Raw genomic sequence first — 19,631 nt, forward strand, 5'->3', positions numbered from 1 at the left:
CATGTGGAAAAAACTAAAAAATATTCACTATCTGTTTCATATTGCTTTAGTTTTTATTGTCTTTCCAATAGCGGGGGTCATCGGTGGGGACTACTCGCTTTTGCTCTTGTTGTGGACAGCATTTTTTATCGGAGCTTATTACAATCTTCTACTCGATAATCATCCGTTTCACCAGTGGTTGTCTTGGTGGATAATGATTGCCTACATTTTTTATAGTTCTATTTGGTTAAATCCAAGTTTTGTTTGGTACATCTTTTATCTATCAAATCTACTAATCTATCACTTTAATGAAATTCCATTTAAATCTTGGCGTTTTTGGTCCTTTTTTACCTTACAGCCAATCATTCTGTTTTCTATTTTTCTTAGAAATCCGAGTGATTTATCTTATCTGATATTTTTAATTGCGACCTTTTTATTTGCTGATTTATTGACCTTCGGATTGTATCGCATGCAGGTGGCTGAATTGCTTCAGGAGGAAAAAAGAAAGCAGAATGCTCAACTCAATCTGTTTCTAGCTGAAAATGAGCGCAATCGTATTGGACGAGACCTACATGATAGTCTAGGACATACATTTGCTATGCTCAGTGTCAAGACAGAATTAGCACAACAGTTTCTTCAAATGAAATCCTATGAGAAAGCTGGTAAAGAATTGCAGGAAGTACATGAAATTAGCAAGCAGTCTATGGCAGATGTGCGACGGATTATTGATAATCTAAAAACACGAACCTTGGATGAGGAGTTAGTGACTATTCAGGCTATGCTGGAAATGAGTGGAATTCGGGTACAAGTACAGCATCAACTCAATATTGCTAGCATCGCACCGAATATTCAATCAAGCTTAAGTATGGTTCTACTAGAATTAGCAACAAATATCATCAAGCATGCTCAAGCAAGCAGTTGCCAAATTCATCTGTATTCTGAAAAAAATAGGTTAATAGCAGATGTTGAGGATAATGGGAAAGGTTTCAAAATTGCCACAGGAAAAGAGTTGCATTCTATTCGGGAGCGTGTGGAAGTTTTGCTTGGACAAGTAGAGATTTTAAGCTGTAAACAGCCAACTAAGATTCGAATAAACTTACCAATGGAGGGATACAAATGAAATTGTTAGTTGCCGAAGATCAAAGCATGCTACGGGATGCTTTGTGTCAATTGCTAGAACTGCAATCAGACGTGGAAACGGTTCATCAGGCTTCTAATGGGCAGGAAGCAATGAATCTGCTGCAATCTCAAAAGATAGACGTGGCTATTTTAGATGTGGAAATGCCTAAGCAGACAGGTTTAGATGTGTTGGAATGGGTTAAGGAGAAGCAGCCAACTGTCAAAGTTGTTATTGTCACCACATTTAAACGACCTGGTTACTTTGAGCGAGCGATTAAAGCAGATGTAGATGCTTATGTCTTAAAAGAACGCAGTATAGCCGACCTTATGAAAACGATTCATACTGTGTTAGGCGGAAAAAAAGAATATTCTCCTGAGTTGATGGAAGTCATGATGACAAGTAAAAATCCCTTGTCCAATCAAGAAATTTTGGTTTTGCAAGCGGCAGCAAGAGGTCTGTCTAGCAAAGAAATCGCTCAAAAGCTTTATCTGTCAAATGGTACCGTTCGTAATTATATGTCAAGCATTCTAACGAAATTAGCAGCGGAAAATCGATTGGAAGCGGTTCGAATTGCGCAAGAAAATGGTTGGATCTAAACTAGATATTGTGAGATATTGAAGAGAAATTTAACATAGTGATTTAACTAGTTTTTATCGCTTTTGTTTGATAAACTTTTATAAGTGTGCTATAATCTTGGAAAAAGAAGATAGGAGTTTCATATCATGTTATTTTTAGTAGTACCAATTGTTGTTGTCGTACTTATTCTCATTCTTTTTAGTTCCTTATATGTTGTTCGTCAACAGTCTGTCGCGATTATAGAACGTTTTGGGAAATATCAAAAACTCAGTAATAGCGGGATTCATTTGCGTTTGCCATTTGGTATTGACCATATCGCAGCGCGTGTACAATTGCGCCTCTTGCAAAGTGAGATTGTGGTTGAAACTAAGACACAAGACAATGTATTTGTCATGATGAACGTTGCGACACAATACCGTGTCAATGAAAATAACGTAACAGATGCTTACTATAAATTGATTCGCCCAGAAGCTCAAATCAAGTCTTATATTGAAGATGCATTGCGTTCATCTGTTCCTAAATTGACCTTGGATGAATTGTTTGAAAAGAAAGATGAAATTGCGCTTGAAGTCCAAAAGCAAGTGGCAGAAGAAATGTCTACTTACGGTTATATCATCGTAAAAACCTTGATTACTAAAGTTGAGCCAGATGCAGAAGTCAAGCAATCAATGAATGAAATCAACGCTGCCCAACGGAAACGTGTTGCTGCGCAAGAATTAGCTGAAGCTGACAAGATTAAAATTGTAACAGCCGCAGAAGCAGAAGCTGAAAAAGATCGCCTTCATGGGGTTGGGATTGCAGAACAACGGAAAGCAATTGTAGATGGATTGGCAGACTCAATTAAGGAATTAAAAGGTGCGAATGTTGAATTGAAGGAAGAACAAATCATGTCCATTCTTTTAACCAACCAATATCTTGACACGTTGAATAATTTTGCAGACAATAAGGGAAATAATACAATTTTCTTACCAGCAAATCCTGACGGAGTGGAAAGTATTCGAACACAAATATTATCTGCACTCAAAGCTAAATAAAGAATATTCTGAATTGTTTTATTCATCAAAATAGACAGCCTTTTCCATTGACAAAACAAACAAAAACCTTTACAATATTTAGTTAGAAATAATAAAATAGGAGAAGGAAATGGCTAAATCTAACTTTGAAAAAGTAGAATCAGTTGTTAGCTGGGTTCGTGATAAAAAAATCACGGGTTATCGCATCAGTAAAGAAACGAACGCTCGTGAAATGTCTATCATTGCCCTTGCTCAAGGCCGTGCTAAAGTGAAAAATATTTCATTTGAAACCGCTCTTGGATTGATTGATTTTTACGATAAAAACCACGAAAAGTTTGAAAACTAATCGTTGTATTTTTAACAGGCTATCAGCCTGCTTTTTTTTACAATTGTAAAATAGTATGATTTTATATGGAAATAACAAATAATTATAAAGCAGAAAGTTTATTTATTCGTTACCTATCTAATTTTTAAAGATGAATATTTTTACAGAAAAATGATAAACCGCTTTCTACAATACAATCTATTTTAAAAAATATTCTTAAAAATTAGAGTTTTATTTTTAACAAGAAAATGTTCTAATGAATGTGTATTCAAACATTCTGTTTTGTTTGAATAAAAATTAGTTTTTCAATTGACTTCTTAAAGATTTTGAAGAGAAAATAAAGACGAGACTGGGACAAAAGTCCTTAACCTCGTCAGATTTTTATGAGTTTCTTGCAAGTCTCAGTGGTGAGTGGGTTCTATGCGGTTGATAAATCAACCTTTACAGCCCTACTCAACTGTGCGGGGGTGGGACGACAAAATCAAATTTCTTCGAAATTACCGATTTTTGTCCCACTCCCGTCGGTTGTGGATTATCGTAAGTAACGTTGTAAAAATTCTTTTGTGCGTTCTTTCTTAGGGTGAGTAAAAATGTCTTCAGGCTTGCCTTCTTCAGCAATGATGCCTTTGTCCATGAAAATGACACGATTGGAGACATCACGCGCAAACTCCATCTCGTGCGTGACAACAATCATGGTTAAGCCCTCTTGAGCAAGGTCTTTCATTATTCTCAGCACTTCGCCGACCATTTCAGGGTCAAGCGCTGAGGTTGGCTCGTCAAATAAAATGGCATCTGGGTTCATGGATAAGGCGCGTGCAATAGCAACCCGTTGCTTTTGTCCTCCAGAGAGTTGTTTTGGTTTGGCTTGCCAGTAAGGTTGCCCCATGCCAACTTTTTCAAGATTTTCTTTGGCGATTTTTTCGGCCTCTGCTCGTTCTCGCTTGAGAACAGTTGTTTGTGCGACAATGGTATTTTCAAGAACATTAAGGTTTTCAAAAAGGTTAAAGCTTTGGAACACCATACCGAGTTTTTCACGGTAATGAGTGAGGTTATAGTTTTCTTCTAGTACATTTTCACCACGATAAAGGATTTCTCCTCCACTTGGCTCTTCAAGGAGATTGATAGAGCGTAAGAAAGTAGATTTTCCACTACCAGAGCTTCCGATGATAGAAATGACTTCGCCGGAGTGGACAGTGAGAGAAATGTCTTTTAAGACTTCATTTTGTCCGTAGGATTTTTTAAGATGATTGATTTCTAAAATGGTATCGCTCATGCCTTTACTCCTTTCGTTTGCATTTGATTAGCGCCCGTTGTGTAATCATCTGTGTCAAAACGCCGTTCTACATAGCGGAGAATGCGTGTTACCGTAAATGTTAGGACAAAGTAGATCACGGCAATAATCGTAAAGGTTTGGAAATATTGGTAAGTTTGGGTGGCAATAGTATTTCCTGAGAAATAAAGTTCAACAACGGAGATAACATTCAGTACGGAAGTATCTTTGATATTGATGACAAATTCATTCCCTGTAGCAGGTAGAATATTGCGCACGACTTGAGGAAGGACAACTTTGCGCATGGTTTGGTTATGTGTCATTCCCAGAGCAGTTGCAGCTTCAAATTGCCCCTTATCAACAGCAAAGATTCCTCCGCGGACAATTTCACTCATATAAGCACCTGTGTTAATGGAAACGATAAAGATGGCTGCGATTGTACGATCAATGGAAACTCCAAATGCCTGTGCTGTTCCGTAGTAAATAACCATAGATTGAACAATCATAGGTGTTCCACGGAAAATTTCGATGTAGACATTCAAGAACCAGCCGAATAAGGTTTGTAACATCGCTAGAGCTTTATTTTTGGCAATAGGAGCGGTGCGATAGACACCGATTAAGAGTCCAATGATGAGTCCTGCAATTGTGCCAGTAATGGAGATGAGAAGAGTTAAACCAGCTCCACGCAGAAACTGGGGCCAGTTGTCTTTCAGAATCTTTGTCACTTGTCCAAAGAAAGTAGTTTTGTCTTTGCTGGCGTCAGTGTCAACAGGTTGGTTTTGAATCATCTTGTCCATTAAAGCGACTTGGTCTTTGGCACTGATTTTAGCGATAGCAGCATTGACTTGTTCTAGACGATTGTCGTTTTTGCGCATTCCGATTGCAATCGTAGCATCCTCTTCATTAACTTCAAAACCTTTTTTGAACTGAATCATTTTAAATTTCGAGTTGGCGGATTCTGCTGTGAGGGCTTCGGGACGTTCAGAAATGTAGCCGTCTATCACTCCTGACTCAAGTGCTTGGCGCATCTGAGCAAAGTCGCCCATTGCGGTTTCTTGCTTAGCACCAGTCAATTGGGAAATCAGATTATAGAGGTAGACACCTTGTTGAGAGGTGATTTTTGCTCCTTTGAAGTCCTTCAACGTTTTTGCATTAGCATAAGTCCCGTCTTTGTTGACCAGTACTACAGGCTCACTGGTATAATAACTATTGGAAAATGCAATTTCTTTTTTCCGCTCGGCAGTTGGGCTCATACCTGCTATAATCATGTCCAATTTTCCTGATGTTAAAGCAGGAATCAAACCATTCCAAGACGTTTTGACCACTAACGGTTTTTTACCTAATTCTTTTGCGACTTGTTTTGCGATTTGGACATCATAACCATTGGCATATTGGTTGGTGCCTTCGATTTTGACGGCACCATTTTTATCGTCATCTTGTGTCCAGTTGAACGGAGCGTAAGCTGCCTCCATTCCGATTCGCAAGTATTCATCGGCATGAACGGTATTTACAAATCCTAGACTGAACAGAAAAAGTGTAAATAGAGATAAGCAAATTTTCTTCATATTATTCTCCTAATTTTAAAATAGGTTCCTTGTATTATATCGAAAAAAGCAATGCTTTTCAATATTGGGGAAACCCTTACTTGAAAAAATGGTATAATAAATATAATCAGTATAAGGAGATTGCTAGATGAAAAAGTTCTTTTGGAGTATGGTGATTTTTTTCTCGTGTTTGTTCATTAGCCAGCGAGTTTTAGCAGTGAGTTATGATATTGAATCCTATAAAGGCAATTTACAGATTCATTCTGATAATACAGCGACATTTGTTGAAACAGTCAATTACCATTTCTCAAGCGGCTACAGAGGACAAATAATTACTTTGGGGACATCCGGTAAAGTTCCTCTGGGCTTTGATGTGGAAGGAAAGCCGACGATTCTAGCTTTAAGAAATGGACAACCAAAAACGGATATTACTGCTGTTCAGGAATACATTGCGGGTGGTTATAAATATAAAATTTATAATGCTGGTCATAAAGGAGACCGTGTAACCATTACGGTTACTTGGAAGTTGAAGAATATGTTGTTTGTCTACAATGATATTGTAGAATTACACTGGGTTCCAATCAGTGATTGGGATAAAAAATTAAATAATGTAGAATTTCGGATTACTCCTCCAGCTACTTCACAACAGACTGAATTGTATGCTCACACGGGTTATTTTATGAAGCCGGCCCAAGTGACACGAGAGGGAGATAGCTATCTGATCCGTATCGCTAGTATTGCTAAAAATAGAAATTTAGAATTTCATGCATATTGGGATCGATCGCTAGTAACTGTTACTGAAAATAGTTTAGCTGTTACAAAACGCAATCAGTTGCAAGAGTTTCGTCAAGTTGAAAAGGAAGTTGCTACCAGTACAAAAAAATATCAGAGATTAGTAGACTGGGACTTACCACTTGCTTTTGTGCTAGTTGGTCTGATTAATCTAACTTTTTATGGCCTCTTTCAGTTCGCTATAAAACCCCGTGTAACGTTTCCTAAGCGTGCTCGTCTATACGAAATACCGCAAGATTTGCCACCAATGGTCATCGCTTCCAATGTTTATTCGGTAGATTTGACAGAGCTGGATCCAACGGAGAAGCAAGCAACGTCTTTGAAATTTGAAAATCTTGTACAAGCCACTTTGCTAGATTTGATTGACAGAGGGAATCTTATTTTTACAGATGATATGAAACAACCAAAATTACAAAGAGTGACAGATAAGGGTTTAGCTGATTTTGAAAAAGAATTTTTAAAAATGGCTATGGGAAACAATAAGCAGTTGCTTGTAAAAAATTTGTTTTCAGATTTTAAAATTGACGATAAGATATATAATAGTGGCGAGAAAGCTGTTCGTAGCGCGGGCAATAGAGTGAGAAAACTATTAAAACGCTATTTAAAACTTATTACAGAAAATATACATAAAATTATTGAGCGTGAGCAATTGCCAAATAATTATCGCCCTGTTGCTAAAAAGGAGCTCTTGTGTTTATATCTTTCAATGCTCCTTATGAATCTTATTGTGTTTGCTTCTCTTGGCATCTTAGCTTGGATTTTCTTGGAGTATGGACTCGTATTTTATCAATTTGTAGTTAGCTTCTTCATTGCCGGCGGAATGCTGTATTACCTTTTGAGAAAATGCAAAATGGTGAAGCGTGATGGCGTCTTAAATGAAGAAGGGGCAGAAAACTATTATTACTGGAAGAGTTTTGCTAATATGCTGCATGAGATTGCTCATTTAAAGGATACAGAAGTAGAGGGAGTGATTTTGTGGAACAGATTATTGGTTTATGCTGCTATGTTTAATTGTGCAGATAAGGTGACTAAGACGATGAAACTACGCAAAATCACAATTGATAATCCATCAATGAATGCTTTTATTTATCAGGATATGGTGTATGATTTCCATGCGAGCTCACATGCTTTTGTTGGCTATGGGGCAGCAGCTAATTCGGCTAGCAGTTTCTCTGTTTCATCAGGTGGAAGTAGCGGTGGCGGCTTCTCTGGTGGTGGCGGAGGCGGAGGAGGAGGTGCTTTTTAAAAAGTGCCTCTATTCTCTCACTTGAAATTATGCTATAATGAAACAAATCAACCTTAGGAGAAGAAAATGTTTATCATTGAAATTTTAAAATCCATCATCTTTGGGATTGTGGAAGGAATTACAGAGTGGTTGCCTATTTCTAGCACAGGTCACTTGATTTTGATACAGGAGTTTATCAAGTATAAAAATCAGAATGCTGCCTTTATGGAAATGTTCAATGTCGTTATCCAATTAGGAGCGATTTTGGCGGTTGTAGTGATTTATTTTGATAAATTAAATCCATTTAAACCGGGAAAGACAGCGCGTGAAGTGCAGAAAACATGGCAATTGTGGGCAAAAGTAGTGATTGCGGCTGCGCCGGCTGCCATTATTGGCTTACCTTTGGATGATTGGTTTGATGCTCATTTTTATAACTTCATTTCTGTCGCTTGTATGTTAATAATTTATGGTGTTGCCTTTATTTTGTTAGAAAAACGCAATAAAACTGTGGAACCTGCGATTACCAATTTGGATCGCTTGCCTTATAAAACAGCGCTTTACATTGGGCTATTTCAAGTATTGTCGCTTTTCCCAGGTACCAGTCGTTCAGGAGCAACCATTGTGGGTGGGCTTTTGAATGGGACCAGTCGTTCTGTGGTGACAGAGTTCACTTTCTTTTTGGGAATTCCTGTCATGTTTGGTGCCAGTGGTTGGAAGATTTTGAAATTTATTATCAAAGGAAACACACTTGGATTTGGGCAATTCTTCTTGCTGCTTGTAGCAATGGGCGTTGCGTTCGGGGTCAGTCTCTATGTGATTCGTTTCTTGACGGATTATGTGAAAAAGCACGACTTTACGATCTTTGGGAAATATCGTATCGGGCTCGGTGTTTTGCTTATCGTGTACGGAATCTTTAAAGCTATTTTTTAAGTATTCAAAACTCAACAGTTTTTGTTGAGTTTTTTATTGGTAAAAGAAAATGAGGTTGTCTATTTTTTGTAAAAAACCCGAAATTTTAGTATAATGAAAAGACTAGAAGTATGAGGTAATGCGATGGAAATGAAGCAAATTAGTGATACAACGATTAAGATCACAATAAAATTAGAAGATTTAGAAGAACGTGGAATGGAGATGGCAGATTTTCTTGTTCCGCAAGAAAAGACAGAAGAGTTTTTCTATGCAATTTTAGATGAGTTGGAAATGCCAGAGAGTTTTTTGGATAGCGGTATGCTCAGTTTTCGTGTAACTCCTAAACCAGACCGACTGGATGTGTTTGTCACCAAGTCTAAGATTGATAAGAATCTGAATTTTGATGATTTGGCAGATTTACCAGATGTAGAAGAGCTGTCTCAAATGTCTCCTGATGAATTTCTAAAGACATTAGAAAAAAATATTTTTGAGAAAAGTAAAGACGATATGGAGGCTGTTCGTTCTTTGGAAACGGCGGAAGCAGACGATAACACAAGCACTTCTGATATGGAAGAACAAGAGGAAAATAGTGACGAGCTAACGCAAAAATATATCTATTACATTTTGAAATTTTCCAGCCTGAAAGAAGCGATTGTCTTTTCTAAAACAGTAGACTATGCTGTTAACACTTCGGAGTTGTACAAAATGGATGGTTACTATTATTTAACAATCTTGGTTGATATTGAAGGACATCCTAAGCGTTATCCAGCTTGGCTTCTGGCTTCTATGCGTGAACATGCAGAAGACACAGATGTGACAAGAGCTGTTTTACAAGAGCATGGTTATTTATTGCTTGTCAACGAGGCAGTTGCCAGTCTTAAAAAGGTTAAATGCTTATGATTCCCTTCCCTTTAAAATTCATTTTGGTGTTGCTTGGAACCTTTTTCATTGGTGTGATTCTCACACCTTTGGTGCGTCTATTAGCATTTAAGATAGGTGCGGTTGATTATCCAAATGCACGAAGAATCAACAAAAAGCCGATGCCAAGCAGCGGCGGTTTAGCTATTGTCATTGCTTTTTCGGTTGCTACGCTTGTTTTTATGCCGATGATTGTACAGGCGACCTTTCATGGAAAAAGTTATTTTGATTATATTTGGCCTGTTGTTTTAGGAGGCGGAATCATTGCTCTGACAGGATTGATTGACGATGTAAAAGAGTTGAAGCCCTTAGCCAAGATGTCAGGAATTGTGTTAGCTGCCAGTTTGATTTGGCTATTGACGGATTTCCGTTTGAATCATTTTAAAATTCCTTTTGGTGGGCCGCTGCTGCACTTTGCTCCTTGGTTGTCTTTCATCTTAACCGTTATCTGGATTATTTCGATTACCAATGCTGTTAATTTGATTGACGGGTTGGACGGATTAGTGAGTGGTGTATCCATTATTTCGCTGGTGACAATGGGGATTGTTTCCTACTTTTTCTTGCCAGATCACAATGTTTTTCTAACCTTAACTATTTTCGTCTTGGTCATGTCTATTGCAGGATTTTTCCCTTATAATTATCATCCAGCTATTATTTATCTAGGAGATACAGGAGCACTGTTTATCGGTTTTATGATTGCGGTTTTGTCATTGCAAGGCTTGAAAAATGCGACAGCTGTCGCTGTGATTACTCCGATGATTATTCTGGGAGTGCCGATTACAGATACATTTTTAGCGATTGTGCGTAGAACTTTATCTGGACAAAAATTTTATACCCCCGATAAACGTCATCTTCATCATCGGCTGCTCTCTTTAGGCTTGACCCACCGTGGGACAGTTTTGGTTATTTATGGCATTTCTATGATTTTTGCCATGATTTCTCTTTTGCTAAATGTTTCGAGCCGTATCGGTGGGACGCTGTTAATTATTGGACTACTTTTTGGAGTGGAACTTTTGGTAGAACTAATTGGTGTTCTGGGTCCAAATCGAACACCGCTACTCAATATCCTTCGTTTTATCGGAAATTCGGCTTATCGGGAAGAAATCCGAACAAAGTTCAGAAATAGAAAAAAGAAGTAGACTCGCACTTAAACAAAATCAAAGCCTTTTTGGCTTTTTTTTGCTATACTTATAAGGGAAATGAATGGTTACAAAGAAAGGAAAGTTTGCCATGTCTGTGTTAGAAATCAAAGACCTCCATGTAGAAATTGAAGGAAAGAAAATCTTAAAAGGAGTCAATCTGACTCTTAAAACAGGAGAAATTGCAGCCATTATGGGACCAAACGGTACGGGGAAATCCACCTTATCAGCAGCGATTATGGGAAATCCGAATTACGAGGTAACCGAGGGAGAAGTTCTCTTTGACGGTGTCAATATCTTAGAATTGGATGTGGACGAACGAGCTCGCATGGGGCTTTTTCTGGCTATGCAGTATCCAAGTGAAATTCCAGGTATTACTAATGCGGAATTTCTGCGTGCAGCTATGAATGCAGGTAAAGAAGACGACGAAAAAATTTCTGTTCGTGATTTCATCATGAAATTGGACGAAAAAATGGAACTACTCAATATGAAAGAAGAAATGGCAGAACGTTATCTAAACGAAGGTTTTTCTGGCGGTGAAAAGAAACGTAATGAAATCTTGCAGTTGTTGATGTTGGAACCAACCTTTGCGTTACTGGACGAAATCGACTCTGGACTAGATATTGATGCACTGAAAGTGGTGTCTAAGGGTGTCAATGCCATGCGTGGTGAACATTTTGGTGCTATGATTATTACGCACTATCAACGTCTGTTGAATTATATTACGCCTGATGTGGTCCATATCATGATGGATGGGCGTGTAGTTGCTTCTGGTGGTCCGGAATTAGCTGTTCGTTTGGAGCAGGAAGGTTATGCCAAATTGGCTGAAGAACTTGGTTTTGATTACCAAGAAGAAGTCTAGTCAACCTTTCTTTTTACTTAGAAAAGATAGGAGAATGAAATGACAAAAGAAACCATTAAACATTTTTCACAAATGCATGCGGAGCCTGAGTGGTTGGTAAATCTCCGTCAAGCTGCCTTTGATAAAATAGATAAGTTGGAACTGCCTGTTATTGAGCGGGTGAAATTTCACCGCTGGAATTTGGGAGACGGCACGCTGTCAGAAAGTGAGGTTCTTGCAAATGTGCCTGATTTTACAGCACTGAATGACCATTTGACATTGGTTCAGGTTGGAACACAGACTGTTTTAGAGCAATTGCCGACTGAACTAGCGGAACAAGGAGTTATCTTTACAGACTTTTACACTGCTCTTGAGGAAATTCCAGAAATCATGGAAAAGTATTTTATGTCTTCAGTTAAATATGATGAAGATAAGCTGGCAGCTTACCATACAGCTTATTTCAATAGTGGAGCGGTACTCTATATTCCGGATAATGTTGAAATCAATCAGCCCATTGAAGGCATTTTTTACCAAGATAGTGAAAGTGATGTGCCATTTAACAAGCATATTCTGATTATCGCAGGGAAACACTCCAAGTTCACCTATTTAGAGCGTCTGGAGACCTATGGTTCTGGCAGTCTTTCTGCAACAGCAAATATCACGGTGGAAGTGATTGCACAGGCTGGTGCTCAGATTAAGTTTTCAGCTATTGATCGATTGGGTGAAAATGTCACAGCTTATATCAGTCGTCGGGGTAAGTTGGACGATGATTCAATGATTGACTGGGCAATTGGGGTCATGAATGAAGGCAATGTGATTGCTGATTTTGACAGTGATTTATTTGGGCGCGGAAGTCATGCAGATATGAAAGTGGTGGCTCTCTCTCGTGGTAAGCAGATTCAGGGGATTGACAGTCGCATCACCAACTACGGTTGCAATTCGATTGGTAATATCCTCCAACATGGAGTGATTTTGGAAAAGGGAACGTTGACTTTTAACGGAATCGGTCACATTATCAAGGGAGCCAAGGGAGCAGATGCTCAACAGGAAAGTCGAGTGCTCATGTTGTCTGATAAAGCACGTTCAGATGCTAATCCTATTCTTTTGATTGATGAAAATGATGTCACAGCAGGGCATGCGGCTTCTATTGGTCAGGTGGATCCAGAAGATATGTACTATCTCATGAGTCGGGGACTGGATAAGGCGACTGCGGAACGTTTAGTTGTGCGTGGCTTCTTAGGCTCTGTTATCGTTGAAATTCCAGTCAAAGAAGTGCGTGCTGAGATGATTGAAAATATTGATGAAATTTTGGCTAAGAAATAAGAGATAGGAAAAGAAATGTCTAAACTTGATGTAGAAGTCCTTCGGAAAGATTTTTCAATTTTGGATCAAATCGTCAATGATGAGCCCTTGGTTTATTTGGACAATGCGGCTACAACCCAAAAGCCTACGCAGGTGTTAGAGGCGATTGCAGCTTATTACGCAAAAGACAATGCCAATGTTCATCGTGGTGTTCACACACTAGCAGAACGGGCAACGGCAGCTTATGAAGCTGCGCGGGAACGAATGCGCTCCTTTATCCATGCCGCTTCAACGAAAGAAGTTCTCTTTACGAGAGGAACGACAACGGGACTCAATTGGGTAGCGCGTTATGCTGAAAGTGTCTTGCAGCCAGGCGACGAAGTACTTATTTCCGTTATGGAGCACCATTCCAATACCATTCCTTGGCAGGAAGCCTGTAAGAAAACAGGTGCTAGATTGATTTATGCTTATCTGAAAGACGGTATGTTAGATCTCGCTGACTTTCGGTCGAAATTGACTGAAAAGACGCGATTTGTTGCTTTGGCGCATGTTTCTAATGTACTAGGTGTGGTGAATCCCATAAAAGAAATAGCAGAGTTAGTGCACCAGGCAAATGCTCTTTTAGTGGTGGACGGAGCTCAATCAGTTCCTCACATGAAGATTGATGTACAAGACTTGGACGTTGATTTCTTTGCATTTTCAGGTCACAAGATGCTAGGTCCGACTGGTATCGGTGTTCTCTATGGCAAAGAAGGGCTACTTGAGCGAATGTCGCCTGTCGAATTTGGTGGGGAAATGATTGATTTTGTCTATGAACAGGATGCGACATGGAAAGAGCTCCCTTGGAAATTTGAGGCAGGTACACCTAATATAGCTGGTGCTATTGGCCTGGCTGCAGCCATTGACTATCTGGACAAGATTGGAATGGAAACAGTTCATCAGTATGAGCAGGAATTGATAGCTTACGTATTTCCAAAATTACAAGCTGTTAAGGGTCTTACTATTTATGGTTCAGAAAACGTGGATCAGCGGTCAGGTGTTATTTCTTTTAATCTAGCTGGCCTTCACCCCCATGATGTAGCCACAGCTCTGGATTATGAAGGCGTGGCTGTACGGGCTGGACATCACTGTGCTCAACCTTTGTTGAGTTACCTAGGAGTGGCAGCAACTGTTCGGGCTAGCTTTTATCTGTATAATACCAAAGCCGATTGCGATAAGCTCGTTGAAGCTTTACAGAAAACAAAGGAGTTTTTCGATGGCACTTTCTAAATTAAATAGTCTTTATAAAGCAGTTGTGACGGACCATTCAGCTCACCCTCATCATCAAGGTCGATTGGAGGGCGTAGAACAAGTTAGTCTCAACAATCCTACGTGCGGTGATGTCATCAGCCTGTCGGTTCAATTTGATGAGCAGGGCATGATTGAAGATATTGCCTTTGTTAATTCTGGCTGCAGTATTTCTACAGCTTCAGCCAGTATGATGACGGATGTAGTCCTAGGGAAGACGAAGGATGAAGCGCTAGCTTTGGCAGAAATTTTTTCTCAAATGGTGCAAGGTAAGGACGATGAGCAGCAAAAGGAACTAGGAGACGCAGCTTTTTTAGCTGGTGTTGCTAAGTTCCCTCAACGCATCAAATGCTCAACCTTAGGTTGGAACGCTCTTAAAAAGGCGATTGAGGAAGCTGGAAATTCTGAAAAGTTGAGTAAATGAAGCTAAAATAAATAAGCTGAGACAAAAGTGCTCAGCTTTCTTTGTTTATATCGTTAGCATTACAGACGCAGTAGCTAATTACTCAAAGCACTGCGTTGAGGTTACGGATAGAGCTTGAAAAGCAAGTCTCAAGGCGATTCGCTTTTCAAGCTTGGAAGAGTACTTTTGACGAAAACTTTGTTTTCTTTATCTGCCACCTCGACAGTCTCTCAGGCTGTTGAGCAGCCTTGTGGGAATGAGACTACAAACTAAAAATTTTTGATTTTGAGTTTTGTCACATTCCCAATTACTATTGAATGAGCTATAATATGTTCTATATCAACTTTTACAGCCCATTTGTCATTAAGTTACATTTGCTTATTTCCAACCTCAAAAGGTTTTTCAAGTCTTTCGAACTATGCGGAGATGAACGATGAAATCAAGCTTCTACGAAATACTGATTTCTATTTCGCTCGTTTATAATTTTTCATTGACATATTGTACGAATTCATTCCACCATGATTTGAGGAAGAAAGGACGACCAATTTTCTCCGCTGAAAGCATGGAAATAGTTGGTGGCTTCTTGTCAAGATAGCCTTTTCCAATCAAATCATTATCAGTATAGGTCAATTTCCCAACAATGACACCCTTTTTTAAAGGAGTGGGATAACCGTTTTTATCAGTTGTAAAATGAACAGTCGGTTTTTTATGATTGTATCTCCGCACAATGGTGAGTTTTTCACTAGCAACAGCAGTGACTTCATCTTTTTGCCCGTTAATGACGCGGGCAGAGCTTTTATTGTAGGCTTCACCTTTTTTCACAAGAGTTTGGACTGTGAATTGTTGATAAATATAGGTCATAAATCTAGAGGTAGCCGTAAAGCGGGCATTCTCATCCTCATCTGCATGATCAACATTGAGGAGAACCGTAATCAAACGCATCCCTCTTTGCTGGATTGTTCCGACAAAGGAAGAGCCTCCTTTATCAGAAGATCCAGTCTTGAGACCATCTACTCCAGCTCGAAAGGCGGGCATGTTTTCGAGCATGTGGTTGGACGATGTAAGCGTCATGCCTGCAAAGTTAGACGTAGCTTTTTGGGTGATTTCTAGAACTTCTGGGTAATCAAGGATTAAACGCCGAGCAATAATGGCAACATCATGGGCACTCATTTTATTTTCGTCTTCTTTTCCGGAACCAGGATAAATATGTTCTTCTCCTAAAACAGAATTATTCAGCCCAGAAGCATTGACGATAGTAGCATCTTTGATTCCCCATTGTTGCAATTTAGCTTTCATCAAGTCAACAAATTTTTTCTCACTGCCAGCGACTTTTTCAGCTAAGGCAATTGCTGGGCTGTTGGCACTTGCTATTAAAGAAGTTTCTAACAATTCTTCGACAGTATATTTTCTAGCTTCCAAAGGAACGTTACTGGTGTCTGGATTAACGGTTAGTTGATAAGGGTAGTCAGAAATATCTACGGAAGTTTGTAAAGTGAATTTTCCTTGATGAATTGCTTCATAGACTAAATAGGCTGTTAGTAGTTTAGTAATAGAAGCAATTTCAACTGGCTGATTAGCATCTTTTTCATACAAGATTTTTCCAGTTGCAGCATCAACTGCGATAGCATGCTTAGCACCTACTTCAAAGTTGTCCGCTAAAACTGTAGGAGCTAGGAAGATCAAGAGAGTCGTTACAAGAGTAATAATAAATTTTTTCATGGTCATCCCTTTTTTGTAAACTTATTATTATTGTATCATAAAATAAGGAGAGCTTCATAGAAAAGGGAGGAAATAAGAAGAGAAAAACATGATTCATTTTTATTTTTAAAGCAAGTTCTGGTATAATAGATAGGATAAGAGACGAATAGAGGAAAACATGGAATTTACAGAATTTAAGTTTAAAGATTACATTCAAGAGGCACTCAAAGATTTGAACTTTGTTGAGGCGACAGAAGTCCAGGAAAAACTCATTCCGGTTGTGCTTGCTGGTCGTGACTTGGTAGGTGAGTCCAAAACAGGCTCAGGGAAAACCCACACTTTTTTGCTGCCGATTTTTCAAAAGCTAAATGAAGACGCAGATAGTGTTCAGGTCGTCATTACCGCTCCTAGTCGTGAGCTGGCTAGGCAGATTTATCAGGCTGCACGTCAAATTGCTGCTTTCTCTGACAAGGAAATCCGAGTGGCTCATTACGTTGGTGGAACTGATAAAAATCGTCAGATTGGGAAATTGAGTTCTAGTCAACCGCACATCGTCATTGGCACGCCGGGCCGCATTTATGATTTGGTCGAATCAGGTGACTTAGCCATTCATAAGGCACATACTTTTGTCGTTGATGAAGCAGATATGACGCTTGATATGGGATTTTTAATGACGGTGGATAAGATTGCGTCCAGTTTGCCAAAGGATTTGCAATTTCTGGTCTTTTCTGCGACTATTCCGCAAAAATTGCAGCCATTTTTAAAAAAATATCTATCAAACCCTGTCATTGAGCAAATCAAGACCAAAACAGTTATTTCAGATACCATTGAAAATTGGCTGATTTCGACAAAAGGACGTGATAAGAATGCGCAGATTTATGAAATCACACAGCTGTTACAGCCGTATCTAGCTATGATTTTTGTCAATACTAAGACACGAGCGGATGAATTGCATAGCTATCTGACGGCGCAAGGTCTCAAGGTGGCAAAGATTCATGGGGATATTGCACCGCGGGAGCGAAAACGGATTATGAATCAGGTGAAGAACCTAGATTTTGAATACATTGTTGCGACAGATTTAGCTGCGCGGGGAATTGATATTGAAGGCGTTAGTCATGTCATCAATGATGCGATTCCGCAAGATTTGTCCTTCTTCGTTCACCGAGTGGGACGAACTGGCAGAAATGGTCTATCGGGAACAGCCATTACACTTTATCAACCGAGCGATGATTCAGATATTCGTGAGCTGGAGAAAATGGGTATTCACTTCAATCCCAAGATGATTAAAAACGGAGAATTTCAAGATACCTATGACCGCGATCGCCGTGCCAATCGTGAAAAAACGCAGGAAAAATTGGACACGGAAATGATTGGTCTGGTTAAAAAGAAAAAGAAGAAAATCAAACCGGGCTATAAGAAAAAAATCCAGTGGGCTGTCAATGAAAAACGCCGTAAGACAAAAAGAGCTGAAAATCGCGCACGCGGTCGTGCAGAAAGAAAAGCGAAACGTCAAAGTTTTTAGTCTTAAAATTTCTTTATCACTCTCATAAATAAAAACAATTATTCTTTATAGAACGAATGTGATAGACTAGTCTTGCTAGTCTATTTTTATCGTAGTAAATAATTGGTGAAATAAAAAAATTGTGATAGAATTAGACATTATCGAGAAAGGGAAGTTACTATGATTGTTACAACAGTGATTTTAGCCTCTAATTGGTATCAAGAATTGGTTCAGAAGATTCCAGACGGACAGCTTTTTAGCTGGCGATCTGTGTTTGACGGACTACCAAGAATTATCGAAAAATTACCAACAACACTACTATTGACTTTGGGAGGAGCTTTTTTGGGCTTGATTTTGGCTCTCATTTTTGCTATTGTCAAAATCAACCGTGTGAAAGTTTTGTATCCTTTGCAGGCTTTTTTCGTTAGTTTTTTGCGAGGGACACCAGTGCTTGTTCAGCTCATGCTGACTTATTATGGGATTCCTTTGTTTCTGAAGGCCATCAACTTGCGATTTGGAACGGGCCTGAATATCAATGCTATTCCAGCCTATCTATTTGCCATTGTAGCTTTTGCTTTTAATGAAGCGGCTTACGCTAGTGAAACCATTCGAGCGGCGATTTTGTCTGTTGATGCTGGAGAAATTGAAGCGGCTCGTAGTTTGGGAATGACAAATGGGCAGGTCTACTGTCGTGTTATTATTCCCAATGCCGCAGTGGTTGCCACACCGACCTTGATTAACTCTTTGATTGGCTTGACCAAGGGAACTTCTCTGGCTTTTAGTGCAGGAGTTGTTGAGATTTTTGCTCAAGCGCAGATTTTGGGTGGTGCAGATTACCGTTACTTCGAGCGCTTTATCTCGGTTGCTCTTGTCTATTGGGGCGTGAATATTGTGATTGAAGCATTTGGGCGGTTTATCGAAAAGAAAATGGCGATTGAAGCGCCTGATAATCTCAATCCACAAATACAGGCGAAAGGAGATGTTCGATAATGATTCGTATTTCAAATCTCAGCAAATCCTTTTCTGGACAAATGGTTTTAAACAATCTTAGTTTAGAGATTCAAAAAGGAGAAGTAGTTGCTTTAATTGGCTCATCTGGTGCGGGGAAATCTACTTTCTTACGCAGCTTGAATTATCTGGAACAGCCAGACAGCGGCACGATTGCCATTGATGATTTTACTGTCGATTTTTCTAAGATTAGCAAGGAAGAAATCCTAACCTTGCGACGAAAGTTAGCTATGGTGTTTCAGCAGTTTAATCTTTTTGAGCGCCGAACGGCTTTGGACAATGTCAAAGAAGGTTTATTGATTGTAAAAAAATTCTCAGACCAAGAAGCAACGAGTCTTGCCAAAGAAGAATTGGCAAAAGTTGGTCTGTCAGACCGTGAAAATCACTATCCGCGTCATTTGTCAGGTGGACAAAAACAGCGTGTTGCTTTGGCGCGTGCGCTTGCGATGAAGCCAGATGTTCTGCTTTTAGACGAGCCAACATCAGCACTTGATCCTGAATTGGTAGGGGAAGTTGAAAAATCCATTGCAGATGCAGCCAAGGCTGGTCAGACCATGATTTTAGTCAGCCATGACATGTCTTTTGTGTCTCAAGTGGCAGACAAGGTACTCTTTTTAGATAAGGGGCACATCATTGAAATGGGAATTCCAGATGAAATAATGAACCACCCTAAAGAAGAACGCACAAAAGAATTTTTTGCCAGTTACAAACGGACATATATTTGATATAATAGAAAAAGAAGCCCAGTTGGCCTTGCTAGCTGGGTTTATTTTCAAGTTTG

Annotated in this window: 18 protein-coding genes; 15 read left to right on the forward strand and 3 right to left on the reverse strand. The window is 39.3% G+C overall.

Going from position 1 to position 19,631, the window contains the following annotated elements; genetic code table 11:
* The first annotated feature begins 1 nt into the window (after position 1).
* From EL087_RS01640 to EL087_RS01655, 4 genes are all read left to right on the forward strand, one after another.
* A complete protein-coding gene (locus EL087_RS01640; protein WP_126406436.1) occupies positions 2 to 1,099 on the forward strand; it encodes a sensor histidine kinase in 1,098 nt (365 codons plus the stop codon).
* Positions 1,096 to 1,695 carry a response regulator transcription factor gene (locus EL087_RS01645; protein ID WP_106082864.1) on the forward strand — a complete coding sequence of 200 codons (600 nt, stop codon included), beginning with the start codon at positions 1,096 to 1,098 and terminating at the stop codon, positions 1,693 to 1,695. Before EL087_RS01640 ends, EL087_RS01645 begins: the two co-directional genes overlap by 4 nt.
* 126 nt (positions 1,696 to 1,821) lie before the next feature.
* A complete protein-coding gene (locus EL087_RS01650; protein WP_022526805.1) occupies positions 1,822 to 2,709 on the forward strand; it encodes an SPFH domain-containing protein in 888 nt (295 codons plus the stop codon).
* Between the two features lie 109 nt (positions 2,710 to 2,818).
* Entirely contained in the window at positions 2,819 to 3,034 is a 216-nt protein-coding gene (locus EL087_RS01655) for a hypothetical protein (protein ID WP_003025899.1), read from the forward strand.
* Positions 3,035 to 3,545: 511 nt separating this feature from the next.
* On the opposite strand, the gene EL087_RS01660 is transcribed toward EL087_RS01655, so the two are convergent.
* Both EL087_RS01660 and EL087_RS01665 read right to left on the reverse strand, forming a co-directional pair.
* Positions 3,546 to 4,286: an amino acid ABC transporter ATP-binding protein gene (locus EL087_RS01660; RefSeq protein WP_003031085.1), complete on the reverse strand. Its 741-nt coding sequence runs from the start codon at positions 4,284 to 4,286 to the stop codon at positions 3,546 to 3,548.
* Positions 4,283 to 5,848, reverse strand: coding sequence for an ABC transporter substrate-binding protein/permease (locus tag EL087_RS01665; RefSeq protein ID WP_126406438.1), 1,566 nt, complete (start codon positions 5,846 to 5,848; stop codon positions 4,283 to 4,285). The genes EL087_RS01660 and EL087_RS01665 overlap by 4 nt, the downstream gene beginning before the upstream one ends.
* A gap of 127 nt (positions 5,849 to 5,975) precedes the next feature.
* Here EL087_RS01665 and EL087_RS01670 point away from each other — a divergent pair, with 127 nt between their 5' ends.
* From EL087_RS01670 to sufU, 8 genes are all read left to right on the forward strand, one after another.
* Positions 5,976 to 7,865 carry a DUF2207 domain-containing protein gene (locus tag EL087_RS01670; RefSeq protein WP_126406441.1) on the forward strand — a complete coding sequence of 630 codons (1,890 nt, stop codon included), beginning with the start codon at positions 5,976 to 5,978 and terminating at the stop codon, positions 7,863 to 7,865.
* 66 nt (positions 7,866 to 7,931) lie between these two features.
* Complete coding sequence (locus tag EL087_RS01675; protein WP_126406444.1) at positions 7,932 to 8,774, forward strand: undecaprenyl-diphosphate phosphatase; 843 nt, start codon at positions 7,932 to 7,934, stop codon at positions 8,772 to 8,774.
* A 123-nt stretch (positions 8,775 to 8,897) separates the two neighbouring features.
* Positions 8,898 to 9,653 (forward strand): adaptor protein MecA, encoded by a 756-nt coding sequence (gene mecA, locus EL087_RS01680; RefSeq protein ID WP_003028444.1) that lies wholly within the window; start codon positions 8,898 to 8,900, stop codon positions 9,651 to 9,653.
* Positions 9,644 to 10,810 carry a glycosyltransferase family 4 protein gene (locus EL087_RS01685; protein ID WP_003028442.1) on the forward strand — a complete coding sequence of 389 codons (1,167 nt, stop codon included), beginning with the start codon at positions 9,644 to 9,646 and terminating at the stop codon, positions 10,808 to 10,810. The genes mecA and EL087_RS01685 overlap by 10 nt, the downstream gene beginning before the upstream one ends.
* A 91-nt stretch (positions 10,811 to 10,901) precedes the next feature.
* Complete coding sequence (gene sufC, locus EL087_RS01690; RefSeq protein WP_003025885.1) at positions 10,902 to 11,672, forward strand: Fe-S cluster assembly ATPase SufC; 771 nt, start codon at positions 10,902 to 10,904, stop codon at positions 11,670 to 11,672.
* A 39-nt stretch (positions 11,673 to 11,711) separates the two neighbouring features.
* Positions 11,712 to 12,974, forward strand: coding sequence for a Fe-S cluster assembly protein SufD (gene sufD / locus EL087_RS01695; protein WP_003025884.1), 1,263 nt, complete (start codon positions 11,712 to 11,714; stop codon positions 12,972 to 12,974).
* Positions 12,975 to 12,989: 15 nt separating this feature from the next.
* Complete coding sequence (locus EL087_RS01700; protein WP_126406446.1) at positions 12,990 to 14,222, forward strand: cysteine desulfurase; 1,233 nt, start codon at positions 12,990 to 12,992, stop codon at positions 14,220 to 14,222.
* Positions 14,209 to 14,664, forward strand: a complete 456-nt coding sequence (sufU, locus tag EL087_RS01705; protein ID WP_003025879.1) for a Fe-S cluster assembly sulfur transfer protein SufU — start codon at positions 14,209 to 14,211, stop codon at positions 14,662 to 14,664. Before EL087_RS01700 ends, sufU begins: the two co-directional genes overlap by 14 nt.
* Before the next feature lie 456 nt (positions 14,665 to 15,120).
* Here sufU and pbp3 read toward each other — a convergent pair whose 3' ends face one another.
* Positions 15,121 to 16,362, reverse strand: coding sequence for a D-alanyl-D-alanine carboxypeptidase PBP3 (pbp3, locus tag EL087_RS01710; protein WP_126406449.1), 1,242 nt, complete (start codon positions 16,360 to 16,362; stop codon positions 15,121 to 15,123).
* Positions 16,363 to 16,519: 157 nt separating this feature from the next.
* Here pbp3 and EL087_RS01715 point away from each other — a divergent pair, with 157 nt between their 5' ends.
* The 3 genes from EL087_RS01715 (at position 16,520) to EL087_RS01725 (ending at position 19,575) form a co-directional block, all read left to right on the forward strand.
* Positions 16,520 to 17,863, forward strand: a complete 1,344-nt coding sequence (locus tag EL087_RS01715; protein WP_003025874.1) for a DEAD/DEAH box helicase — start codon at positions 16,520 to 16,522, stop codon at positions 17,861 to 17,863.
* 159 nt (positions 17,864 to 18,022) lie between these two features.
* Positions 18,023 to 18,832, forward strand: a complete 810-nt coding sequence (locus EL087_RS01720) for an amino acid ABC transporter permease (RefSeq protein WP_126406452.1) — start codon at positions 18,023 to 18,025, stop codon at positions 18,830 to 18,832.
* Entirely contained in the window at positions 18,832 to 19,575 is a 744-nt protein-coding gene (locus tag EL087_RS01725) for an amino acid ABC transporter ATP-binding protein (protein WP_126406457.1), read from the forward strand. The genes EL087_RS01720 and EL087_RS01725 overlap by 1 nt, the downstream gene beginning before the upstream one ends.
* Positions 19,576 to 19,631 lie beyond the last annotated feature (56 nt).

Source organism: Streptococcus milleri (assembly GCF_900636525.1).
Lineage (GTDB): Bacteria > Bacillota > Bacilli > Lactobacillales > Streptococcaceae > Streptococcus > Streptococcus hominis.